Genomic DNA, 20,950 nt, shown 5'->3' with positions numbered 1-20,950 from the left:
CGATGACAAGACCGGTGACCGCTCCAGCAGACGATGACCCGGAGGGCGCCGCCGACGCCATCGACGACACGATCGAGCCCGGCAAGCGCCTGATCCGCCTGCCCGCCGACAAGGGGCTGTCGCTCGGCGATCGCATCGCCAACCATATCACCCGGCTGACCTGGCGCACGCCGCTCCACGCGCTGCGGCTCAAAGGCCGCTTCCCGCTGAAGCTGCTCGGTGTGCCGACCGACCCGGTGCCGGGCGACGCGCGCGCCGGCACCGCGATCCGCGCCGGTCATTTCCTGCACCGCGGGCTCAAGCTGTCGCTCGGCGATCTCGATTTCGCCGCGCTCGAGGTTGCGCCCACCTTTGCCGATTATCTTCACAGCTTCGCCTGGCTGCGCGATCTTGCAGCCACCGGTTCGCGCGCCGACGGGACGCCGATCGCCGAGGCCGTCGTTCGTCACTGGCTCGGCACCCACGGCGAGACGGTGAGCGAGCCCGCGTGGAAGGCCGACAATACGGCGTGGCGCATCCTGTTCTGGGCCGCGCACGCCCCGCTGATCCTCTCGTCGAGCGACCTCGTCTATCGTTCGGCGGTGCTCAACCATCTCGCGCGCGCGGCGCGCCATCTCGACCGCGTCGCCGACAAGACGCGGCCGGGCACCGGCCAGATGGTTGCATGGGTCGGCATCGTCGCGGCGTCGCTGCTGATGCCCGGCGGCGAACCGCGACAGGTGTTCGGCGAGGCCGGGCTGCGCAAGGTGCTCGAAACCAGCTTCTACGCCGACGGCGGCAATATCTCGCGCTCGCCGCAGGCGCAGCTCGACGCGATCATGGCGCTGTCGATGCTCGTCAAAACCTATGACATGCGCCGCATGGAGGTGCCGCCCTTCGTGCAGGAAGTGCTCGCGCGCGCGGTCCCCGCACTGCTCGGGCTACTCCACAGCGACGGCGGCATGGGCAGCTGGCAGGGCAGCGGCGCGACGTCGGCCGCTTATGTGCAGGCGATCGTCGACGCGAGCGGCGTGCGCACGCGGCCGCTGAAGCAGGCGCGCGACTGGGGGTATCAGCGGCTCGTCGCGAACAAGGTCGTGCTGCTCGCCGACGCCGCGCCTCCGCCGATCGCGCGGGTGACCGAAGCGGGGTGTGCGTCGACGCTGGCGTTCGAACTCAGCGACGGCGCCGAGCGTATCGTCGTCAATTGCGGCGGGGCGGCGCTGACCGGCGCGACGATCCCCGCCGACCTTGCGCGCGGGCTGCGCACCACCGCCGCGCATTCGACGCTGATCCTCGCCGACAGCAATTCGACCGCGATCCTCGCCAACGGATCGCTGGGCAAGGGCGTGACCGAGGTCGAGCTCGACCGGCGCGAGACCCCGCAGGGCAGCCGGCTCGAGATGAGCCATGACGGCTATGCGCGGCGCCACGGCCTGATCCATCGCCGGCTGCTAATCCTGTCGCCCAACGGCCGCGAACTGCGCGGCGAGGATATGCTGCTTCCCGCCCCGCGCACGCGTCGCAAGGGCGACAAGGGCTTTGCGATACGTTTCCACCTCGGCCCCGCGATCTCCGCCAGCCTGACCGCGGACAAGCTTGGCGCGCTGCTCCGCATCAACGGCGGTCCCTTGTGGCAGTTCCGCACATCGGAAGGCGCGCTGGAGGTCGAGGAAAGCCTGTGGGTCGACGGCGAAGGCCGGCCGCATCCCACCGAGCAGCTTGTCGTCACCGGCACCGCGCCCGCGGGCGGCGCCAGCATCGGCTGGATCTTCAAACATATCGGCTGACGGCGGCGGGCCAGGGACTGCCCGCCGCCGCAACCCAGCGCGTTAAAAGGCGTAACGCGCCATCAGCTGGAAGACGGGGCCTGCCTTTTCGCTTTCAAGCTCATATTCATCGAAATCGCGGGCGGCCTGTTCACCGATCGTGTTGAACTTGTTGAAGATTTCGCGCTTCGCGCCGTTGAGCAGGTTCGAGCCCACCGCGCGGATCGTGAAACTCTTGCCGAAACGCTTTTCGACGAAGACTTCGAGATCGGCGCCATAGGTGGTGAAGACTTCCTCGCCGACGGTACGGTCGAACGCCCCGCCCTGCTTACGATAGGTCGCGCCGAAAGCCGCACCGACCGAAGGAATGTCCTGGATCAGCCCGAAGTTATAGACATAGTCGCTCTGGCCGTTGAAGCGACGCTTGCCAAACTCGTCGATGATCTTGCTGTCGAGCCACGAGACGTTGCCGAAGACGCCGGTGTCGGGCAGGCCGATGAAGCCGAGGTCGGTCGACAGGTCGAACTCGACGCCCCAAACCTTGCCGTCACCGATATTCTGCGGCTGGTACAGGAACGTCGTGGAACTGCCCGGAATTGCGCCAAGGTTGGTCAACTCGATCAGATCGTTGACCTTGCGATAGAAGACGTTGATCCCCGCGATACCCGAACGGCCGAGGCGCTGTTCATAGCCGACATCCACACCCCACGCAGTTTCCGGGTCGAGCAGCGGGTTGCCGACCAGATTATTGTCACCGAGTTCCGCCACAAGCGTCGCGGGCGACAGATAGTTGAACTCGGGCCGGCGGCTCGTCCGGGCGGCCGATGCGGTGATGCGGCCGCGCGCGCCGACGTCGATCTTGATCGAGGCCGAAGGCAGCAGCTTTTCATAATCATTGGTCGTGCGCTGCAACGCCGCGGGCACGGTGAGATCGTCGATGGTGAGGTCGGTCGTTTCATAACGCACGCCCGCTTCCCACTTCACACCGGGCATGTCGCCCTCGACCAGCACAAAGCCGTCGAGCCGCTTTTCCTCGATCGTGTTGAGCCCGCCCGGCCCCGGCACAAAGGCACCGAAGGTGCGGGCGAACTCGGTCGGGTTTCGCGAAAACTGATCATAGCCCTGACGGTTGGCGGCGGTCAGGTTATACCGATCGCGCGGCGGCGCCGTGATCGACGTGTCGCGATCCTTGTCCTGCCACAAGCCGCCGAATACGAGTTTCGCGGTTTCGCCCAGCTCGACCTCATGCTCGAGCCGCACCGAAAATTCCTTGTCGGTAATGCCGGTGCGCGTCTGGTCGCCGGTGAAACGCGGCAAGGCGCGGTCGAACTCGACTTCATATTCGGTCTCGAACCGGTCTTCGTCGAACCAGGCGTAGCCGATTTTCAGGCTCGTCTGCCCCGCCGACCAGCGATGCGCGAGCTTGCCGTTGACGCTGTAATTGTCCTGATTGATTTTCGCGACATTGGCATTGTCGACGGTCAGATTGCCCGGCGGCGTCGCGCGGATCGGCCCGTTGATGTTCGTCGGGTGATTATATTCGAAGCTGCGCTCGGTTTCGGTGCGATCGGTGTGGACATAAAAGCCGTTGATCGAGAAATCGGTGGTATCGCCCTTGATGTCATAGGTTGCGTTGAACGAATAATCCTTGCCGTCGCGCGTGTCGGTCTGGTCCTCGCGATTGTCGAAATCGTCGGTCGCAAAGTCGGGATTATTCTCCGGCGAATCGCTGTAGCGCAGCGAATATTTCTTCTTCGGATTGTGACGGCCCTGGAAATTGCCCCCGATCAGGAAGCGCCCGGGTCCAAGCGCACCGCCGATGACGCCGCCGACGCTGGGTTCGAGTTCCTTGTCGTCATAATAGAGGCCGCCGGCGCGCAGATAGCCGCCGTCGAGCTCATAGCCGTCGCGCAGGCGGATGTTGATCGTGCCCGCGACCGCGTCGCCGGTGCGCCGCGCCGACGAGGAGCGGACGATCTCGACGCGCTCGATCAGTTCGGCGGGGATACGATCGAGAAAGAAACTGCGGTCGGCGTTCGATCCCGGCACCTTTTCGCCGTTGATCAGGATCTGCGTATAGCCGGGGGGCAGGCCACGGAGACGCGCGCCGTCGCTTTCGATGACGTCCGACAGAAAGGTCACCGACGGCACACGCTTCAGCGCGTCGCCAGCGGTCAGCGGCTCGAAGCGCTGGAAGAATTCGCTGTCGTAGCTCACGACGGGCTCGGCCTGATCCTCGCTGCGATTGCGATAGCCGATGCTGCCGAGGACGACGATGTCGCGCGAGGTGGTGATGGTGCCGTCCTCATTCTGGATCGGCGCTTCCTGCGCGGCGGCGGGGGCGGCGGCAAGCGCCGCGGCAAGGGCGAAAGCGGCGGCGGAATGCAGGCTGAAAGTTCGAATCATGGTGTTAGACCCCCCTTTGTGGTTGCCGGGCCTCTAAGGGGGTCATGTGACAGTTTGGGGCGAGCCATATGGCGATTCAGTGACAGTTAAGTTACGGAAATATTGTAGGATTGACGTTGCTTCACTTTGCTGGGACGGGGCGCGCCAGCCGCGCTTTTGCGCAATCGAAACGGGGGAAATCGTCATGGCCGCGATCGGCAAATGGAAGCTGCTGACTTCGCTTGCTTTTATATCCACACTCGCCGGATGCGCCGGCCAAGCGGCGCCCGTCATCAGCGGCTTGCCCCCAGTCCCCGTCACAGCGAGCGGCGAAACCGCGCCCGTCGGGACCGGCCGCGCCGATGCCGCAGACGATCCGGCGATCTGGATCGACCCCGCCAATCCGAACCGTGCGCTGATCGTCGCGACCGACAAGAAGGCGGGGCTTCATGTCTATGACCTGGCCGGCAAGGACATCGCCTTCACTCAGGCCGGGCTGGTCAATAATGTCGATGTCGCGGGCAACATCATCGTCGCGAGCGATCGCAACGACGGGGTCAACGCCCACCTCGCGGTTTTCCGCCTCGATGCCGACAAGCCCGCGATCGTCGCACTCGGCCGTGCCGCCGCCGGAACGGGCGAGGCCTATGGCCTGTGTCTCAAAAAGACCGCGCCCGGCGCGCCGCTCACAGCCGCGCTGATCGTCAAGGACGGCACGGTCCGCGTCGGCACATTGACCATTGCCGACGGCACCGCGCCGAGTTTTGCAACCCAATGGGAACATAAGATCCCGACCCAGTCCGAAGGCTGCGTCTTCGACGGCGATACACTGTATGTCGGCGAGGAAGACGCCGGCGTCTGGGAACTCAAGCCGAACGGCAGGACGGCCGCTGCGCGCATGGTCGCGCCGGTCGACAACCAGCGGCTCGTTGCCGACGTCGAGGGCCTTGCGACGATCGATCACAAGGGCCAGCGCTACCTGCTCGTGTCGAGCCAGGGCGACAATGCCTATGCGGTCTTCAAGCTGCCTTCGATGGACTATGTCGGGCGCTTTGCGGTTGCCGCCGGCGCGTTTGGCGCGACGAGCGAAACCGATGGCATCGAAGCCGTCGCGGGCAATTTCGGCCCGGCCTATCCCGACGGCCTCTTCCTTGCGCAGGACGGCGACAATGCCCCCAAGGCGCAGAATTTCAAGCTGGTGCGCTGGGACCAGATCGCGGCGGCGCTGGGGCTCTAAGAAAATAATCGTCGCCCCGCGAAGGCGGGGGCCACTATCGGCCTTGCGCAAGGCCGATAGTGGCCCCCGCCTTCGCGGGGGCGACGTATACTTGCTCTTGTGGAGGGACACGCCTAGGGGGGCCGCGTCATCCCATCGCCAGCCGAGGCCCTCCCCCATGACCGACCTGATTCCCGCCCGCCGCGCCCTTTTGTCCGTCAGCGACAAGGCGGGGCTCGCCGAGCTTGCCGCTGCACTCGTCCGCCACGGGGTCGAACTCGTGTCGACCGGCGGCACAGCGAAGGCGCTGCGCGAAGCGGGACACACGGTCCTCGACGTGTCAGATCTCACGGGCTTTCCCGAAATGATGGACGGCCGCGTCAAGACGCTGCACCCGACCGTGCACGGCGGCATCCTCGCGGTGCGCGATGACGCGGCGCATGTCGCGGCGATGGAAGCGCACGGCATCGGCGCGATCGACCTGGTCGTCGTCAACCTCTACCCCTTCCTGCAGACGGTGATGAGCGGCGCCGACCGCGACACGATCATCGAGAATATCGACATCGGCGGCCCCGCGATGGTGCGCTCGTCGGCGAAGAACCACGCCTTTGTCGGCATCGTGACCGAGCCCGAGGATTATGCCGCGGTGATCGCAGAAATGGACGCCAATGGCGGCGCTACCACGCTGGCGCTGCGCAAGCGGCTCGCCGCGACCGCCTTCGCGCACACCGCGACCTACGACAGCATGATCGCGCAGTGGTTCGCCTTTGCCGACCAGGGCAAATTCTTCCCCGACACGCTGCCGCTGACGACCAAGCTGTCAGCCGAGCTGCGGTATGGCGAGAATCCGCACCAGAAGGCGGCGCTCTACCTGCCCGTCGGCCCTGCCGCGCGCGGCATCGCGCAAGCCGAGCAGGTCCAGGGCAAGGAACTCAGCTACAACAATATCAACGACGCCGATGCCGCGCTCGAACTGGTCGCCGAATTCCGCGAGGCCGATCCGACCTGCGTCATCGTCAAGCACGCGAACCCCTGCGGCGTCGCGACCGCGGCGACGATCGCCGAAGCCTATGACGCGGCGCTGAAGTGCGACGATGTCTCGGCGTTCGGCGGCATCATCGCGGTCAACCGGCCGCTCGACGGGCCGACGGCGGAAGCGATCAGCGGCATTTTCACCGAAGTCGTCTGCGCTCCCGACGCCGACGCCGACGCGCGCGCGGTGTTTGCAAAGAAGAAGAATCTCCGCCTGCTGCTCACCGGCGAACTGCCCGATCCGGCGCGCGGCGGGCTGGTGATGAAGACGATCGCCGGCGGCTGGCTCGCGCAGAGCCGCGACAATGGCCGCATCACCCGCGCCGACCTGAAGGTCGTGACCGACCGCGCCCCCACCGACGAAGAACTCGCCGACGCGCTGTTCGCCTGGACGATCGCCAAGCATGTGAAATCGAACGCGATCGTCTATGCCAAGGGCGGGTCGACCGCGGGCATCGGCGCGGGGCAGATGAACCGCCGCGACAGCGCGCGTATCGCCGCCGTGAAGGCGCGCGAAGCCGCCGAGAGCCACGGCTGGGCCGAAGCCCGCACCGTCGGCAGCGCGGTCGCGAGCGACGCCTTCTTCCCCTTCGCCGACGGCCTGCTGGCGGCAGTCGAGGCCGGCGCGACCTGCGTGATCCAGCCGGGCGGATCGATCCGCGACGACGAGGTAATCGCGGCGGCGAACGAAGCGGGGCTCGCGATGGTGTTCACCGGGATGCGGCATTTCCGCCACTGACGGCACGCCCGGCGCGCGCAAGCCGCACCGTCTCGGTCCGGCAGTCATAGCGCAGGCCCGGTTCGTGACAGAAGTCGGGCCAGCGGTCATGGCGCCGCCAATAGTCGACGAGCCCGAGCCGCGCCATCTTGGCAAAAAAGCGGGGTTCACGCCGCAAGGGTGCGACCGACGGCCAGTAGAGCAGCGACCACTGGCCGTCGGTGGCGCGCACCGGCGCGCGATCGAGCCAGGCAAGCGCTTTGGGCATATCGCCCACCCGCGCATAATGAGCCGCCAGTTGATAGGCGACCGGCGGAGCTTCCTTGACCTCGGCTTCGGCGACGGCCGCAATCTCGGGCGCCTCGCGACCCGGATCGGCGACCTGTCGCAGCAGTAGCATCTGGAGCTCCTGCCGTTCCTCCGCACTCGCCCCGGCATAGATCGCCGCGGCTTCGCGTCGGCCCATTTCCACAGCCAAGCGCTGACGATGTTCGGCGAGTTCGGGATGCGAAGGCCAGATCGCCTCTATCTCGGCAAGGCGACCCGACGCTTCGCGCAGCCGTCCTGCAGCCGCGAGCCGCCGCACCACCGCAAGCGCCTTGAAGATCGAGGTCGGGTCGGCCCGCTCCGCCCGCATCGCTGGATCGACGCTGGCATTGACGAAGCCGGCCTGGAAAAGACCGGTTGCGTTCGTCATCAGCGCCGCAGGCAAATCCGGATCGAGGACAAGCGCGCGTTCGAGCGTCGGCAGCGCGTCGACCATATATAGTTCGCCCCTGCCCGTCAGCGACAAGGCCACCAAGGCGGGCGCGTTGTCGGGATCGACAGCGAGCGCGCGCCGCGCCGCGCGAATGGCCTGCTGACGTTGCCGTTCCTGAGCAACCGGGTCGCGCGCTTCCCAGATATGTTTCGCGCGGAACAGTGCGGACTGGCCAAGGACCGCAGCATCGCGCGGCCAGCGTTGTGCCATCTGGTCCAGAAGTTCACCGGCGCGCGCGCCACTGTTCCGGCTGTCAGCGTCGCAGATGGCGAATACCAGTGTACGCCGGTCCGCGTCGGCGGCGAGCTTGCGATCCGGGCCGTTGAGCGTCAGCGCGCAATCGACGATGCCCGCGACAGACACCGCCGTGCGTTCGCGCAACCGCGCAACGTCGCCGGCTGCACCCGAAAGGCGGTTCGACCACAGGATGGAACCGCTCAAGGCGTCGACGACGCGCGATTCGCTGACCAGCGCATCCCCATCGCGCTCGATCGACACCCGCACGATGAAATCATCCTCGTCACCGGCCGTCTTGCCATCGAGAACCCGGACGCCACCGCCGAAGGCCCCCGCAAGACGGGCGAAATCCCCGGCGAGCGCGTCGGCGAACCGCGATTCGGGCGCGCCATTGCCGTGCGACACGATCGGCTCGATCCGCACCACCGATGTTACGGGAACGGCGGCGCTCGATCCGCCTCGCGGCGCGTCAGCGCCAGCAAGGCCGAGGGTCGCAACGATCACCGCCAATGCAGCAATCCGGCGCACCGCCGGTTTCTGCATCCGCTTTGCAGTCGCGGGGGATCGAGCGCCAGCTACCCCGAATGCGGTCGGTGTCGGCCGCTTGGCCATGAGGTCACGATAGAGGGCGCGCGATTCCGGCGACGGCGTCCCGTCGAGTCCGCGCCCCAACGCATCCTCGATCCGCTGCCAGGCATGGCGGACGCCGTCGCTATCGCCCGCTTGCCAGCGCGCGCGCATCACCAGCCGCGCAGCATGTTCGCTGCAAGGGTCAAAACGCGTAATCCGGTCGGCAACCGCCAGCGCCGCATCGAGGTCGCCCGCATCGAGCAACCGGTCCGCCATCGCCAGCACATCGCGGACGATCGAATCGCCCTGACGTGCCCGTTCAACCGCGAGCCAGTCGTCCCACGCCTCGTCGACACCGTCGAGATCGGCGAGCAGGCCAATGTCTTCGCCAGGGAGCCAGCGCAGCGCCGCGTCTGGATCGCCAGCCATGCAGGCCGTGCGGAGAAGCGAAATATCGTCGGCGACATGACCATGGTCGATCGCCACCGTATCGCGATCGGCCCGGACGAGGGGCGGCGACGCCCGCGTCCAGGACTTCAACTCGACCAGGCACTGGCGCAGGCTGGCGTGCGCCTGCGAGTCGGCGCGGTGGCTCCATAACAGCGCGCTCAGCCGGTCGCGGGCGAGCGGGCCGTCGGCCAGCACGAGGCGGGCGAGCAGCGCGCGGGCCTTTCGGCCGTGCGGCGCAAGAGCCGGCGGATCGACGGCAAAGTCGCCGAGCAGCCGCAGGGTCGGCGCATGTCTCATGAATCCCGGTGAGCGGTCAACGAACATTGCAGGCACGGCGCAGCCTCCTCGATGGGGGATCGGCGCCCTTATGATTTTCCCCGGCGGCTGAATACCATCATTTTGACGAGCGACCGAACGTAAAATTTCACAATATTGGTATTTCACGCATTTTTAATACAGGATTGACGCAGCTCTAACGGCTTTCAGCATGGCGTACCGGCATGTCTCTTTTCGCTCCCAGCCGTCCATTCCGGTCGGCGCGTGGGCCGAAAGGGAGAAAGCCCATGAAAGTCCTTGTCTGTTTCCCCGTCCTGTTGCTCGCGGCGGCACCCGCGCTGGCGCAACCCATCGTCTCAACCGCGCCGCGAGGTGAAACCGAGTCGGTCACGGTCAGTTTTGCTGATCTCAACCTCAACACCGAAAACGGCTGGGCGCGGTTCGACGGCCGCCTGCGCGCTGCGGCGCGGACGGTGTGCGACGTGCGTCCAGAACAGGAAACGCTGGTTCGCGAAAATGCCACCAACCGCTGCTTCCGGTCCGCCCTTTCCAAAGGGCGCGAAGCGGGCCGCGAAGTCCTGGCCGCGCGCCAGTCGGGCACCATGCTCGCCGCAGCCAGCGTCATCGCCATCTCGCGGCCCTGACCGCCTGTATCCCCCCGGCTGCGGCCGGGGCGTCAGCGATGTCCCTTGCTCCGACTTCGGTGGGAGCAACGCCGGAGCCGTTCTCGAACGGCTCCGGCGTTTCATTTGATGGTCCGAAAGACTTCGGCTCGACTTGGCCGGATGCGGGCGGCATAGGAGGAGCCGACGCCGCCGCAGCAAGGACCAGCATGACCGCCACCGCCCACCGTCCGTCTTTCATCCAGCGCATGTATCATTGGACGATGGAGAAATCGGCGCATCCGCACGCCGAATTCTGGCTCGCGCTGGTATCCTTCGTCGAAGCGAGTTTTTTTCCGATCCCGCCGCACCCGATGCTGGGGCTGATGTGCCTCGCCAATCCGAAAAAGGCGGTGCGCTACGCGCTGATCTGCACGATCGCGTCGGTGATGGGCGGCATCCTCGGTTACGGGATCGGTTTCTTCCTCTATGAAAGCGTCGGGCTGGCGCTGCTCGGCGCGCTGGGGCTCACCGACGCCTTCCCGCCGGCCGCCTGCTACCTGCGCGAATTCGGCGCCGAGATCATCCTGATCAAGGGCGCAACACCGATCCCGTTCAAGCTGCTGACGATCACCGCCGGCTTCATCCACATGAACTTCTGGACCTTCCTGTGGGCGAGCCTTGCCAGCCGGGCCTTTTCCTTCATGCTCGTCGGCATATTGTTCCGGCTGTTCGGCGCCCCGATCAAGGCGTTCATCGACAAATATCTGGTGTGGGTTGCGAGCGCGTTTCTGGTCGCCGTGGTCGCGGGCTTCCTCGTGATCGGCGCGCTGTCGGGCGACGGCAAGACCAAGGAAGCCGACAAGTGCAGCGGTGCGACGCTGGAGAGCATCGGGCTCGATCGGAAGTAAAGGGAAACCGTCGTCCCCGCGAAGGCGGGGGCCGTTGTCGGTTTACGCGGCGAAAGGCCCACAGCGGCCCCCGCCTTCGCGGGGGCGACGACTATTCACAGGTATTACTCGTTCGCCGCCGTGTGCAGCCAGTCGGCGTGGCGCGGGGCCTTTTTGGTCTGGCTCCATTCTTCGAGCATCAGCGGCGCGACGCGGCGCAGTTCGGCATATTGCTCGTCGGTGCCGATGTCGCATGCCAGTTCGACGCGGTGGCCGTTGGGGTCGAAGAAATAGATCGACTTGAAGATCCCGTGATGCGTCGGGCCGAGCACATCGACGCCGTTCGCCTCCAGATGCGCCTTCGCCTGCGTCAGCTCGTCAAAGCTGCCGACCTTGAAGGCGAGATGCTGCACCCATTGCGGGGTGTTGGTGTCGCGCCCCATTTCGGGCTGGTTCGGCAGCTCGAAGAAGGCAAGGATATTGCCGTTTCCGGCGTCGAGGAAGACGTGCATGTACGGATCATATTCGCCGGTCGACGGGACATGATCCTCGGCAAAGGCGGTCGTGTAGATCATGCCGAGCATGCGCTCGTACCAACCCACCGTTTCCTTCGCGTCCTTGCAGCGATAGGCGGCGTGGTGGACGCCGCCCAATTTGATCGGGCTCGTCATTCGGCAGGTTCCTCGACATTCAGCGCGCCGCGGCGGATCTGGTCCATCTCCATCGATTTGAACAGCGCGGTGAAATTGCCCTCGCCGAAGCCTTCATCCTTCTTGCGCTGGATGAATTCGAAGAAGACCGGGCCGATCACGGTCTGGCCGAAAATCTGGAGCAGCAGGCGCGGGTCGCCATCCTCGGTCGATCCGTCGAGCAGGATGCCGCGCGACTGCAGCGCCTCGACGGGCTCGCCGTGCCCGGGCAGGCGATCGGCGAGCATCTCGTAATAGGTCGCCGGCGGTGCGGGCGCGAAGGGATTGCCGAGCGCCTTCAACTTGTCCCACGCGGCGTAAAGGTCGTCGCAGCTGAACGCGATATGCTGGATCCCCTCGCCATTATAGGCGCGCAGATATTCCTCGATCTGGCCGCCGCCGCCGGCACCTTCTTCGTTGAGCGGGATGCGGATCTTGCCGTCGGGGGCGGTCATCGCCTTTGAGGTCAGGCCGGTATATTCGCCCTTGATGTCGAAATAGCGGATCTCGCGGAACCCCGCGATGCGCTCGTAGAAGGCGGCCCAATGCGCCATGCGGCCGCCATAGACATTGTGCGTCAGGTGATCGATCAGCTGCATGCCCGCGCCGACCGGATTGCGGTCGACGCCCTCTTCGTAAACGAAATCGATGTCGTAGATGCTGAGGTCGTCGCCGTAGCGGTCGATCAGATAGATGATCGAGCCGCCGATGCCGCGGATCGCGGGCAGGCGCAGCTCCATCGGGCCGGGATTGACCTCGACCGGCTCGGCGCCGCGCGCGACCGCTTCGCTATAAGCCTTGGCGGCGTCGCGAACGCGCCATCCCATGCCGCATGCCGACGGACCGTGTTCGGCGGCGAAATAGGCCGCGGGCGATTTTGGTTCGTAATTGGCGATCAGGTTGATGCCGCCCTGGCGCCACAGCTGGACGTCCTTCGAACGATGGCGCGCGATCAGCGCGAAGCCCATCGCTTCGAACACCGGCTCGAGAATACCCTTTTCGGGCGCCGAAAATTCAACGAATTCGAAGCCGTCGAGGCCCAGCGGATTATCGAACAAGTCGGCCATGTCGCATTCCCATCTAGTTTCAATTGAAACTATTATGATGGAATGGGGTGCGGGAGTCAATGTGCGAGTCCCGTCGCCCCCGCGAAGGCGGGGGCCGTCGTCGTCCTTGCACGTCGCCGCTACGTAAACCTCCAGCGGCCCCCGCCTTCGCGGGGGGCGACGGATACTCAGTGACCGGCGAATTTAGGCTGCCGCGGTTTCAAACGCCTCCAGCGCTTCGCTCGCCGTCACCCAGCGTGCCTCGGCGGCTTCCTGTGCGGCGACGATCTTGCCGCGCCGCTGCGACAGCTCGCTCATCGTCAGGCCCTTATATTCGCTCGCAGCACCCTGCGGGTCGAACATCGCGCGGTCGATGGCGGAGAGCACGACCTCATATTTGGCGAGGTCGGCTTCGGCGTCCGATACATCCTTCTTGATCTTCGCCGCCGCTTCGCGCGCCGCCGCTGCGGCCTTGCGGTCTTCCTTCTTGTCGGCCTTCGACACCCGATCCTTCACCGGTCCCTTGCCAAGGATCATGTCGACATAATCGTCCATGCTGCCGTCATATTCGCGCGCGGTGCCGTCATCGACGAGCACGAGCCGGTCGGCGGTGAGTTCGAGCATATGCCGGTCGTGGCTGACCAGCACCACCGCGCCGTCGAAGCCGTTGAGCGCCTGCACCAGCGCCTCGCGCGCATCGACGTCGAGGTGGTTGGTCGGTTCGTCGAGGATCAGGAGGTGCGGCGCATCGCGGGTGATCAGCGCCAGCGCGAGCCGCGCCTTCTCGCCGCCCGACAGCTTGGCGACCTGCGTCACCGCCTTGTTGCCCGAGAAGCCGAAGCGGCCGAGCTGGGCACGGATCGCACCCTGCGTCTTGCCCTCCATCACGCGCGTCATATGCGCGAGCGGGGTGTCGCTGCCTTCGAGTTCCTCGACCTGATATTGGGTGAAATAGCCGACGCGCATCTTGCCCGACGCCGCCATCGCGCCCGCCATCGGCGCCAACTGCGCCGCGAGCAGCCGCGCCAGCGTCGTCTTGCCATTGCCGTTGCGGCCGAGCAGCGCGATCCGATCGTCGGGATCGATCCGCAGGTTGAGCCGCTGGAGCACCGGCCGCTCCGCGTAACCGACGCTGGCAAGATCGAGCGTGATCAGCGGCGGCTTCAACTCGTCGGGGCTCGGGAAATCGAACGCCAGCGTCTGGTCTTCGGCAAGCGCAGCGATCGGCTGCATCCTGGCGAGCATCTTCGCGCGCGATTGCGCCTGCTTCGCGGTCGAGGCGCGCGCGCTGTTGCGCGCGACATAGTCTTGCAGCTTCGCGCGCTGCGCGTCCTGCGAGGCTTTCGCCGCCGCGAGCTGCGCGGCGCGCTCGGCGCGCTGGCGCTCGAACGCGTCATAGCCGCCGGCATAGAGCGTCACCTTGCCGCCTTCGAGGTGGAGGATATTGTCGACGACATTGTTGAGCAGGTCGCGTTCGTGGCTGATCACCACCAGCTGGCCCGGATAGGCGCGGAGGAAATTTTCGAGCCACAAGGTCGCTTCGAGGTCGAGGTGGTTCGAGGGTTCGTCGAGCAGCAACAGGTCGGGTTCGGAGAAGAGCAGCGCCGCAAGCGCGACGCGCATCTTCCACCCGCCCGAGAAACTGTCGAGCGGCTGGCCCTGCATGTCCTCGTCGAAGCCGAGTCCGATCAGGATGCGCGCGGCGCGCGCCGGCGCGGTGTAGGCGTCGATCGCGATCAGCCGTTCGTGGATGTCGCCGAGCTTGTCGGGATCCTGCTCGATCTCCGATGCGGCGAGCAATTCGGCGCGCTCGGTATCGGCGGCAACCACGGTGTCGAACGGCGTCGCGGTCCCGCTCGGCGCTTCCTGCGCGATATAGCCGACGCGCGTCTTGCGCGGCATGTCGATGCTGCCCTCATCGGCCTCGAGCTGACCGATCATCACTTTCATCAGCGTCGATTTGCCCGCGCCATTGCGCCCGATGAGCCCGACGCGGCTTTTTGCCGGCAGGCTCGCGGTGGCGCGTTCGAGGATGGCGCGCCCGCCAAGGCGTACAGTGATAGCGTTGATTGTCAGCATGGGCGCGCGCCTAGCATGTTCGGCGCGCCAGCCCAAGTCCCGGACTGGCATTCCGCACGCGGGTGCGGCAAATGGGGAAGATGACCGGTCTTGCCCCCTTCCATATCGCCTTTCCCGTTGACGACCTCGACGCCGCGCGCCATTTCTATGGCGCCGTCCTCGGCTGCCCCGAGGGGCGCAGCGATGCCGACTGGATCGACTTCAACCTTTATGGGCATCAGATCGTCGCGCATCGCGTCGACACACCGCGCACCGCCGCAGGGCATAATCCGGTCGATGGCCATGCGGTGCCGGTGCCCCATTTCGGGGTCGTCCTGCAGCCCGCCGAATGGCAGGCGCTCGCCGATCGGCTGAAGGCGGCGGGCACAAAGTTCGTGATCAAACCGCACACACGCTTTCCCGGCCAGCCGGGCGAGCAGTCGACGATGTTCTTTCACGACCCGGCGGGCAACGCGCTCGAGTTCAAGGCGTTCGCCGACCTGGATCAATTGTTCGCCAAATAGGGGAGTCCTATCTTACCGCGTTTTCCGAGTCGTCAGGCGATCCCGCCTGACTTGAAAACGCTCTAGTGCCCGCCGCCCATCGAAATCTGCTTCGGCCGCGGCGCGAACCACACCGATATGGCGGCGATCACGAACACGACCCCCGACGCGAGGAAGAGGTGCAGCACGCCCAGCGTCGATGCCTGCACCTCGACCAGCCGCTCGATCGCGGCGCGCGCCTGTTCGAGCGTCAGCCCGGCATTTTGCAGCGAGGTCATCGTCGCTTCGGGATTGTTGAGCGACGATACGAGTTCGGATCGCGAGGTCCGGCTGGCATCGTCCCATGCGGTCGTCGCGACCGCGGTGCCGATCGCGCCGCAGAGCGTGCGCAGGAAGCTCATCAGTCCCGCCGCCGACGTCTGGTGCTGCGCGGGCACCGAACTCAGCGCGAGCGCGGTGAGCCCGACGAAGAAGAAGGGCATGCCGATCCCCTGCAGGATATGCGGCAGTGCGAGCGTCCAATAGCCGACATCGGCGTTCCAGCTCGCGCGAAGGACCGACATCAGCGCCATCCACAGGATGCCGCCCGAGATGGTGATGCGTACGTCGACCTTGGTGATCAGGCCGGCCGCGACGGGCGACAGGAGAACGGCGAATACGCCGAGCCAGGCGACGATGAAGCCGGTCTGCGTCGCGGTATAGCCCGCGACCTGCTGGAGCCATAAGGGCGTGAGCACGACCTGCGCAAAGAAGGCGCCGAAGCCGAGCGAGATCGCCATGGTCGCGAAGGTGAAGCCGCGGAAACGGAAGATGCGCAGGTTCACGACCGGATTGGCATCGGTGAGTTCCCAGATCACGAAGGCGGCAAAGCTGATCGCGGAAACGACCGCGAGGCCGACGATCCACACCGATCCGAACCAATCATGCTCGCGCCCGGTGTCGAGCATGATCTGGAACGCGCCGACCGACACGACGAGCAGGATCAGGCCGACGACGTCGATGCGCGCCTTGGCGCGCTTGGTCTCGAACGGCGTCAGCAGGGTGAAGACGCCGAACGCGCAAATCGCGACGACGGGCAGGTTGATGAAAAAGATCCACGGCCAGGTCCAATTGTCGCTGATCGTGCCGCCAAGGATCGGCCCGAGGATCGGCGCGGTGGTCGTCGTCATCGCCCAGATCGCGAGGCCGATCCCGGCCTTTTCCTTGGGGAAGATGCGCAGCAGCAGGATCTGCGACAGCGGCATCAGCGGACCGCCGGCGAGCCCCTGCAGCACGCGGAAGAGCACGAGCGCGTCGAGCGTGCGCGACACGCCGCACAGGAAGGAGAAAATGCCGAACCCGATGATCGAGATCATGAACCAGCGCACCGTGCCGAAACGCATCGCGAGCCAGCCGGTGAGCGGCACACTGATCGCGTCGGCGACCGCGTAGCTGGTGATCACCCACGTTCCCTGCGTCGGCGAAACCGCGAGCCCGCCCGCGATATGCGGCACCGACACATTGGCGATCGTGGTGTCGAGCACCACGACGAAATTGGCGAGCGCGAGCGCAAAGGCGGCGACGATCAGCCGCACGCCGGTCAGCGGCTGCGGCTCAGCCGGGGCGCTGGCGGATAGGGCGGGGGCGGCGGCGCTGGCCATGGCTCAGCGACCGCGCGTGTCTATCGTGGCTTCCATCGACAAGCCGACGCGCAGCGGGTGTTCCTTGAGCTGCTTCGGATCGAGCGCGATGCGCACCGGCAGGCGCTGCACCACCTTCACCCAATTGCCCGTCGCATTCTGCGCCGGGATAAGCGAGAAGGCTGCGCCGGTGCCGCCGGCGATGCCGACGACCTTGCCGCTATAGACGACGTCGCCGCCATAATAGTCCGACACCAGTTCGACCGGCTGGCCGATGCGGATGTCCTCGAACTGGCTTTCCTTGAAATTGGCGTCGACATAGGCGGTCGCCACGGGCACGAGGATCATGATCGGGGCGCCTGCGGCGATCCGCTGGCCGACCTGCACCTGACGGTTGGTGACGATGCCGTCGACCGGCGCGCGCAGCACGGTGCGCGCAAGGTCGAGCTGCGCCTTTTCCAGCCGCGCTTCGGCCGCCGCCACATCGGGCGCGGTGTTGATGTTCGTGCCGCGCACGACGGCTTCGGCGGCGCCGAGATCGCCGCTCGCCGATCCACGCGTCGCTTCCGCCGAGGCGATGCCAGCGGCGGCAAGGTCGCGCGCTGCGCTTGCCGACGCGAGTGCCGCACGCGCCGAGGTCAGTTCTTCGCCCGACACGGCGCCGGTGCCGGCAATGCTTTCGCGCCGCGCGAGCTCGGCGCGTGCGCGCTCGACCGTCGCATTGGCGTCGCGCAGCCGCGCCCGCGCCTGCGTGATGTCGGCACCGCGCGCCGAGACGCGGGCGCGGGCGGCATCGGCGGTCGCGCTCGCTTGACCATAGCGTTGGCGCGCCAGCCGCAGCGCGGCTTCGGCATCGGCGACCGCGATGCGCTGGTCGGCGTCGTCGAGGATGACGAGGATGTCGCCCTTCTTCACCGCCTGCGTGCCGCTGACACGCACTTCCTTGACGGGTCCCGACACGAGCGCGGTCACCTGCGCCGAATCCGCCCCGACATAGGCATTGTCCGTGTGAACACGCCCGGCCTGCGTCAGGAAATACCAGAGGCCCCACAGGATCGCGATCGTGACCACAACGATCGCGAGGATGCGGAGCAGCTTGTTGCGCTTCGCGCCGTTGCTTTCGGCGCCTGCCGTGTCGGGGGTGGCTTCGGGAGCGTCGGTTGGCGCTGCAGCCGTTTCGTCGGCCATCATTCGTCTCCTGTTGGATTGGCGGCCCGGTATCCGCCGCCGAGCGCGCGGATCAGGGCAATATCGAGCGACAGTTCGCGTGCCTCGAGGTCGGCGACGGCGCGGCTCAGCGCGACCATGCTGTCCTCGGCTGTCAGCTGGACGATCTGGTTCGAAAGGCCGGCGCGGTATCGCAGCCCGGCGAGCTTCGAGGCTTCGGCCGCGGCGGTCAGCGCCTCGCGCCGCCCCACGAGTTGGCGTGTCGTCGCGGCGCGGCTGGCGACAATGTCGGCGACGTCGCGCAACGCGCCGATCAACGTGCGATCATAGGTCGCGACCGCCGTGTCATATTCAGCGCGCGCGCCACGATAATTGCCCTGGAGCCGCCCGCCATCAAAGATCGGCAGGCTGATCGCGGCGCCGCCATTGCCATATTCGGATCCCGCGCTGAACAGGTTCGAAAGCCCGAGCGACTGGAGACCGACGAGCGCCGACAGGCTGATATTGGGATAGAAGTCGGCGCGCGCGACGTCGATGCGCTTGGCCGCCGCTTCACTACGCAGCCGCGCCGCGACGACATCGGGTCGCCGCCCGATCAGGTCGATCCCCGCATCGCTTGGCAGGCCGAGCGCCGGGCGCGCCATCTGCGGGCGTTCGATCGACAGACCGCGATCGGGTCCGGCACCGACGAGCGCGGCAAGCCGGTTGCGCGTCGTCGCGATTGCTTCTTCGAGCGCGACGACATCGGCGCGCGCCGACGCGGCGCGGCTTTCGGCCTGCCGCTGGCTCGACTGATTCTCGATACCCGCTCGCGCGCGCTCGCCCGACAGATCGGCGCTCGCGGTACGAACGCGCACCGCCTCGTTGGCGACGTCGAGCGCATGGTAATAGCCCGCCAGATCGGCGTAGGCCGACGCGATCCCGGTCGTCAGCATCAGCCGCGCCTGCGCCTCGTCGACGCGCGCCGCTTCGGCTTCGGACGTCGCGGCGGCGAGCGCCGCGCGGTTGCGACCCCACAAATCGAGATCGAACGAGAAGGTCGCGGCGACATGGCCGGTATCCTGGATACCGTCGGGGACGAATTGCGGCGGGATGCCCAGATTCTTGCTCTGCTGAACGCCACCCGCACTGGCTTCGGCGCCGACCCGCGGCAGCAAGGCCGCCCCCGCCTGCTGCGCCATCGCGTCGGCGGCGCGCACCCGCGCGGCGGCTATCGCGACATCGGGCGATCCCTTCAGGCCATCGGCGATCAACGTATCGAGCTGGGGATCGCCAAAGCCCTGCCACCAGCCCTCGGCGGGCCATTGGCCCTGCGCGACGGCGAAGGTCGCGGTCGTCTCCAGCGACTCGGCGGTCACCGGAACGGGCTTCGGTCCGACGTCAGGCACGCTCGCACAGCCTGCAAGCAGGCCGAAAACCGCGATTGTGACAAAATTCAAACGGGGCATGGCTTCCAACGATACTAGATGGTATCATGGGCCAATGAGCTTTGGAGGATGCGTTGTCAATCGAAATGATACCAGATAGTATGATTGCCTTGGACGACGCTGCGGCGATGCGGCGAAAAGCCTTTGTCGATGCGGCACGCGAGCTGTTTTTCGCGAACGGCTATGCCGGCACGACGATGTCGTCGATCGCGAGCAAGGTCGGCGGATCGAAGACAACGCTCTGGACCTATTTTCCGTCGAAAGAGGATCTGTTCGCCGCGGTCGTCGACGACATCGTCGCGAGCTATGGCCAGGTGCTCCAGATCGACCTGCCGCTGGAAGAACCCGTCACCGAGGTGCTGCGCCGCTTCGCGCAGGTGTTGATGGCGACGCTGCTCTCACCGCCGCTACTTGCGCTCTATCGCCTCGTCGTCGGCGAGGCCGAGCGCTTCCCGCACCTCGCCGAAACCTTTTACGATCGCGGTCCGCGTCGCGGCAAGGCACGCCTCGGCGAATGGGTGGCGGAGAAGATGGTTCGCGGCGAGCTCCGGATGGGCGACCCGATGCAGGCGGTTTATCATTTCGCCGGCCTCTGCCAGTCGGGGCTCTACCAGCAGGCCGTGCTCGGCCTCCCCCAAGGCCGCGACCACCACCGCGTGGCCGACGAAATCGACGCCGCGATCGACACCTTCTATCGGGCATGGGGGCCCGGGGCCTAGAAACGACGAAAGCGCCGCAAATTTGCGGCGCTTTCGTCGATCGGGTGATGTCGAATTGATGCGTGGAAGAAGGACCCCGGAGCCCGGAATTTTGGGTTTTTAAGCGTTCAGCGGACGGACAGCCTCTGGCCATAATTCCAAACGAGCAGACATTCGAGGATGGCAGGACATCAGCCTCCCCTTGATGAGGGGCAAACCGATGTCGACCCTGGAGCTATGCGCCTGTTCAGAAACAAAAAAGCCTCCTACGGAGTTAACCGAGGAGGCCTTGCGATCAAGTTGGTTGCGGGAGTAGGATTTGAACCTACGACCTTCAGGTTATGAGCCTGACGAGCTACCGGGCTGCTCCATCCCGCGCCACCAATATGCGAACGATGCCCCGAATTTCAACCGGAGCGCGCCGCTAAAACAGCAAAAGGCCGGCATTTCTGCCGGCCTCTAACTTTGTGAATGGGTCTTTCCGATTTCGTCCTCACGCCGGCTACAATGCCTGGCGACGTCCTACTCTTCCGTTGCTTAAGCAGCAGTACCATCGGCGCTGTCAGGTTTCACGGCCGAGTTCGAGATGGGATCGGGTGGGTCACTGACGCCATGGTCACCAAGCAATGAAGCCGGCGTGGGTCAAAATCGGGTTTCAATCGATGTCCGTGCAATATTTTACTGACTACAATCATCCACGTATCACAGACAATCCATCAGGAGTGTCGTTGATGGTGGGACTCTTAAGTGCGAATAGAGCAATTAGTATCGGTTAGCTCCACGCGTTACCGCGCTTCTACATCCGATCTATCAACGTGGTGGTCTTCCACGGCTCTAAGAAATCTTATCTTGAGGGAGG

Annotated in this window: 15 protein-coding genes, 1 tRNA gene and 2 rRNA genes; 7 read left to right on the top strand and 11 right to left on the bottom strand. The window is 65.8% G+C overall.

Annotation, left to right across the window (positions count from 1 at the left end; genetic code table 11):
* Positions 1-2 precede the first annotated feature (2 nt).
* Positions 3-1,769 (top strand): heparinase II/III family protein, encoded by a 1,767-nt coding sequence (locus V6M50_RS11365; RefSeq protein WP_332818676.1) that lies wholly within the window; start codon positions 3-5, stop codon positions 1,767-1,769.
* A 42-nt stretch (positions 1,770-1,811) separates the two neighbouring features.
* Here V6M50_RS11365 and V6M50_RS11360 read toward each other — a convergent pair whose 3' ends face one another.
* Positions 1,812-4,154, bottom strand: coding sequence for a TonB-dependent receptor plug domain-containing protein (locus V6M50_RS11360; protein WP_332818675.1), 2,343 nt, complete (start codon positions 4,152-4,154; stop codon positions 1,812-1,814).
* 184 nt (positions 4,155-4,338) lie between these two features.
* Between V6M50_RS11360 and V6M50_RS11355 the strand changes: the two genes are divergently transcribed.
* Entirely contained in the window at positions 4,339-5,370 is a 1,032-nt protein-coding gene (locus tag V6M50_RS11355; protein WP_332818674.1) for a phytase, read from the top strand.
* A 157-nt stretch (positions 5,371-5,527) separates the two neighbouring features.
* The gene (gene purH / locus V6M50_RS11350) at positions 5,528-7,120 is read left to right on the top strand and encodes a bifunctional phosphoribosylaminoimidazolecarboxamide formyltransferase/IMP cyclohydrolase (RefSeq protein ID WP_332818673.1); all 1,593 of its coding nucleotides are present in this window, start codon (positions 5,528-5,530) and stop codon (positions 7,118-7,120) included.
* On the opposite strand, the gene V6M50_RS11345 is transcribed toward purH, so the two are convergent.
* Positions 7,092-9,413 carry a BTAD domain-containing putative transcriptional regulator gene (locus V6M50_RS11345; protein ID WP_332818672.1) on the bottom strand — a complete coding sequence of 774 codons (2,322 nt, stop codon included), beginning with the start codon at positions 9,411-9,413 and terminating at the stop codon, positions 7,092-7,094. The genes purH and V6M50_RS11345 overlap by 29 nt on opposite strands.
* Before the next feature lie 266 nt (positions 9,414-9,679).
* Here V6M50_RS11345 and V6M50_RS11340 point away from each other — a divergent pair, with 266 nt between their 5' ends.
* The gene (locus V6M50_RS11340; RefSeq protein WP_332818671.1) at positions 9,680-10,036 is read left to right on the top strand and encodes a UrcA family protein; all 357 of its coding nucleotides are present in this window, start codon (positions 9,680-9,682) and stop codon (positions 10,034-10,036) included.
* A 188-nt stretch (positions 10,037-10,224) separates the two neighbouring features.
* Positions 10,225-10,905, top strand: a complete 681-nt coding sequence (locus V6M50_RS11335) for a YqaA family protein (protein ID WP_332818670.1) — start codon at positions 10,225-10,227, stop codon at positions 10,903-10,905.
* Positions 10,906-11,009: 104 nt separating this feature from the next.
* Here V6M50_RS11335 and V6M50_RS11330 read toward each other — a convergent pair whose 3' ends face one another.
* From V6M50_RS11330 to V6M50_RS11320, 3 genes are all read right to left on the bottom strand, one after another.
* On the bottom strand, positions 11,010-11,555 hold the full coding sequence (locus V6M50_RS11330; protein ID WP_332818669.1) for a VOC family protein: 546 nt from the start codon (positions 11,553-11,555) through the stop codon (positions 11,010-11,012).
* Entirely contained in the window at positions 11,552-12,640 is a 1,089-nt protein-coding gene (hppD, locus tag V6M50_RS11325; protein WP_332818668.1) for a 4-hydroxyphenylpyruvate dioxygenase, read from the bottom strand. Before hppD ends, V6M50_RS11330 begins: the two co-directional genes overlap by 4 nt.
* Before the next feature lie 183 nt (positions 12,641-12,823).
* Positions 12,824-14,698 carry an ABC-F family ATP-binding cassette domain-containing protein gene (locus V6M50_RS11320; protein ID WP_332818667.1) on the bottom strand — a complete coding sequence of 625 codons (1,875 nt, stop codon included), beginning with the start codon at positions 14,696-14,698 and terminating at the stop codon, positions 12,824-12,826.
* Between the two features lie 80 nt (positions 14,699-14,778).
* Here V6M50_RS11320 and V6M50_RS11315 point away from each other — a divergent pair, with 80 nt between their 5' ends.
* Entirely contained in the window at positions 14,779-15,201 is a 423-nt protein-coding gene (locus V6M50_RS11315) for a VOC family protein (RefSeq protein ID WP_332818736.1), read from the top strand.
* A gap of 62 nt (positions 15,202-15,263) precedes the next feature.
* Here V6M50_RS11315 and V6M50_RS11310 read toward each other — a convergent pair whose 3' ends face one another.
* From V6M50_RS11310 to V6M50_RS11300, 3 genes are read right to left on the bottom strand one after another with little or no spacing between them, the layout of a single operon-like run.
* Positions 15,264-16,820, bottom strand: a complete 1,557-nt coding sequence (locus V6M50_RS11310) for a DHA2 family efflux MFS transporter permease subunit (protein WP_332818666.1) — start codon at positions 16,818-16,820, stop codon at positions 15,264-15,266.
* A gap of 3 nt (positions 16,821-16,823) precedes the next feature.
* Complete coding sequence (locus tag V6M50_RS11305) at positions 16,824-17,987, bottom strand: HlyD family secretion protein (RefSeq protein WP_443030505.1); 1,164 nt, start codon at positions 17,985-17,987, stop codon at positions 16,824-16,826.
* On the bottom strand, positions 17,987-19,414 hold the full coding sequence (locus tag V6M50_RS11300) for an efflux transporter outer membrane subunit (protein ID WP_332818664.1): 1,428 nt from the start codon (positions 19,412-19,414) through the stop codon (positions 17,987-17,989). Before V6M50_RS11300 ends, V6M50_RS11305 begins: the two co-directional genes overlap by 1 nt.
* Positions 19,415-19,494: 80 nt before the next feature.
* Between V6M50_RS11300 and V6M50_RS11295 the strand changes: the two genes are divergently transcribed.
* Positions 19,495-20,112 carry a TetR/AcrR family transcriptional regulator gene (locus tag V6M50_RS11295; RefSeq protein ID WP_332818663.1) on the top strand — a complete coding sequence of 206 codons (618 nt, stop codon included), beginning with the start codon at positions 19,495-19,497 and terminating at the stop codon, positions 20,110-20,112.
* Between the two features lie 280 nt (positions 20,113-20,392).
* Here V6M50_RS11295 and V6M50_RS11290 read toward each other — a convergent pair.
* The 3 genes from V6M50_RS11290 to V6M50_RS11280 form a co-directional block, all read right to left on the bottom strand.
* A tRNA-Met gene (locus V6M50_RS11290) sits at positions 20,393-20,469 on the bottom strand.
* 131 nt (positions 20,470-20,600) lie between these two features.
* Positions 20,601-20,715 (bottom strand): 5S ribosomal RNA (gene rrf / locus V6M50_RS11285).
* A 119-nt stretch (positions 20,716-20,834) separates the two neighbouring features.
* Positions 20,835-20,950: ribosomal RNA gene (locus V6M50_RS11280) — 23S ribosomal RNA — on the bottom strand; the annotation flags it as partial.

The organism is Sphingopyxis sp. (assembly GCF_036675685.1).
Taxonomy (GTDB): domain Bacteria; phylum Pseudomonadota; class Alphaproteobacteria; order Sphingomonadales; family Sphingomonadaceae; genus Sphingopyxis.
The sequence above is the reverse complement of the archived record's forward strand: the minus strand, read 5'-3'. Positions and strand labels throughout refer to the sequence as shown.

Excerpts from the sequence above, each read along its gene's own strand:
- V6M50_RS11365 (WP_332818676.1), top strand. The coding sequence starts at position 3 with ATGACAAGACCGGTGACCGCTCCAGCAGACGATGACCCGGAGGGCGCC.
- V6M50_RS11360 (WP_332818675.1), bottom strand. The coding sequence starts at position 4,154 with ATGATTCGAACTTTCAGCCTGCATTCCGCCGCCGCTTTCGCCCTTGCC.
- V6M50_RS11355 (WP_332818674.1), top strand. The coding sequence starts at position 4,339 with ATGGCCGCGATCGGCAAATGGAAGCTGCTGACTTCGCTTGCTTTTATA.
- purH (WP_332818673.1), top strand. The coding sequence starts at position 5,528 with ATGACCGACCTGATTCCCGCCCGCCGCGCCCTTTTGTCCGTCAGCGAC.
- V6M50_RS11345 (WP_332818672.1), bottom strand. The coding sequence starts at position 9,413 with ATGAGACATGCGCCGACCCTGCGGCTGCTCGGCGACTTTGCCGTCGAT.
- V6M50_RS11340 (WP_332818671.1), top strand. The coding sequence starts at position 9,680 with ATGAAAGTCCTTGTCTGTTTCCCCGTCCTGTTGCTCGCGGCGGCACCC.
- V6M50_RS11335 (WP_332818670.1), top strand. The coding sequence starts at position 10,225 with ATGACCGCCACCGCCCACCGTCCGTCTTTCATCCAGCGCATGTATCAT.
- V6M50_RS11330 (WP_332818669.1), bottom strand. The coding sequence starts at position 11,555 with ATGACGAGCCCGATCAAATTGGGCGGCGTCCACCACGCCGCCTATCGC.
- hppD (WP_332818668.1), bottom strand. The coding sequence starts at position 12,640 with ATGGCCGACTTGTTCGATAATCCGCTGGGCCTCGACGGCTTCGAATTC.
- V6M50_RS11320 (WP_332818667.1), bottom strand. The coding sequence starts at position 14,698 with ATGCTGACAATCAACGCTATCACTGTACGCCTTGGCGGGCGCGCCATC.
- V6M50_RS11315 (WP_332818736.1), top strand. The coding sequence starts at position 14,779 with ATGACCGGTCTTGCCCCCTTCCATATCGCCTTTCCCGTTGACGACCTC.
- V6M50_RS11310 (WP_332818666.1), bottom strand. The coding sequence starts at position 16,820 with ATGGCCAGCGCCGCCGCCCCCGCCCTATCCGCCAGCGCCCCGGCTGAG.
- V6M50_RS11305 (WP_443030505.1), bottom strand. The coding sequence starts at position 17,987 with ATGGCCGACGAAACGGCTGCAGCGCCAACCGACGCTCCCGAAGCCACC.
- V6M50_RS11300 (WP_332818664.1), bottom strand. The coding sequence starts at position 19,414 with ATGCCCCGTTTGAATTTTGTCACAATCGCGGTTTTCGGCCTGCTTGCA.
- V6M50_RS11295 (WP_332818663.1), top strand. The coding sequence starts at position 19,495 with ATGATTGCCTTGGACGACGCTGCGGCGATGCGGCGAAAAGCCTTTGTC.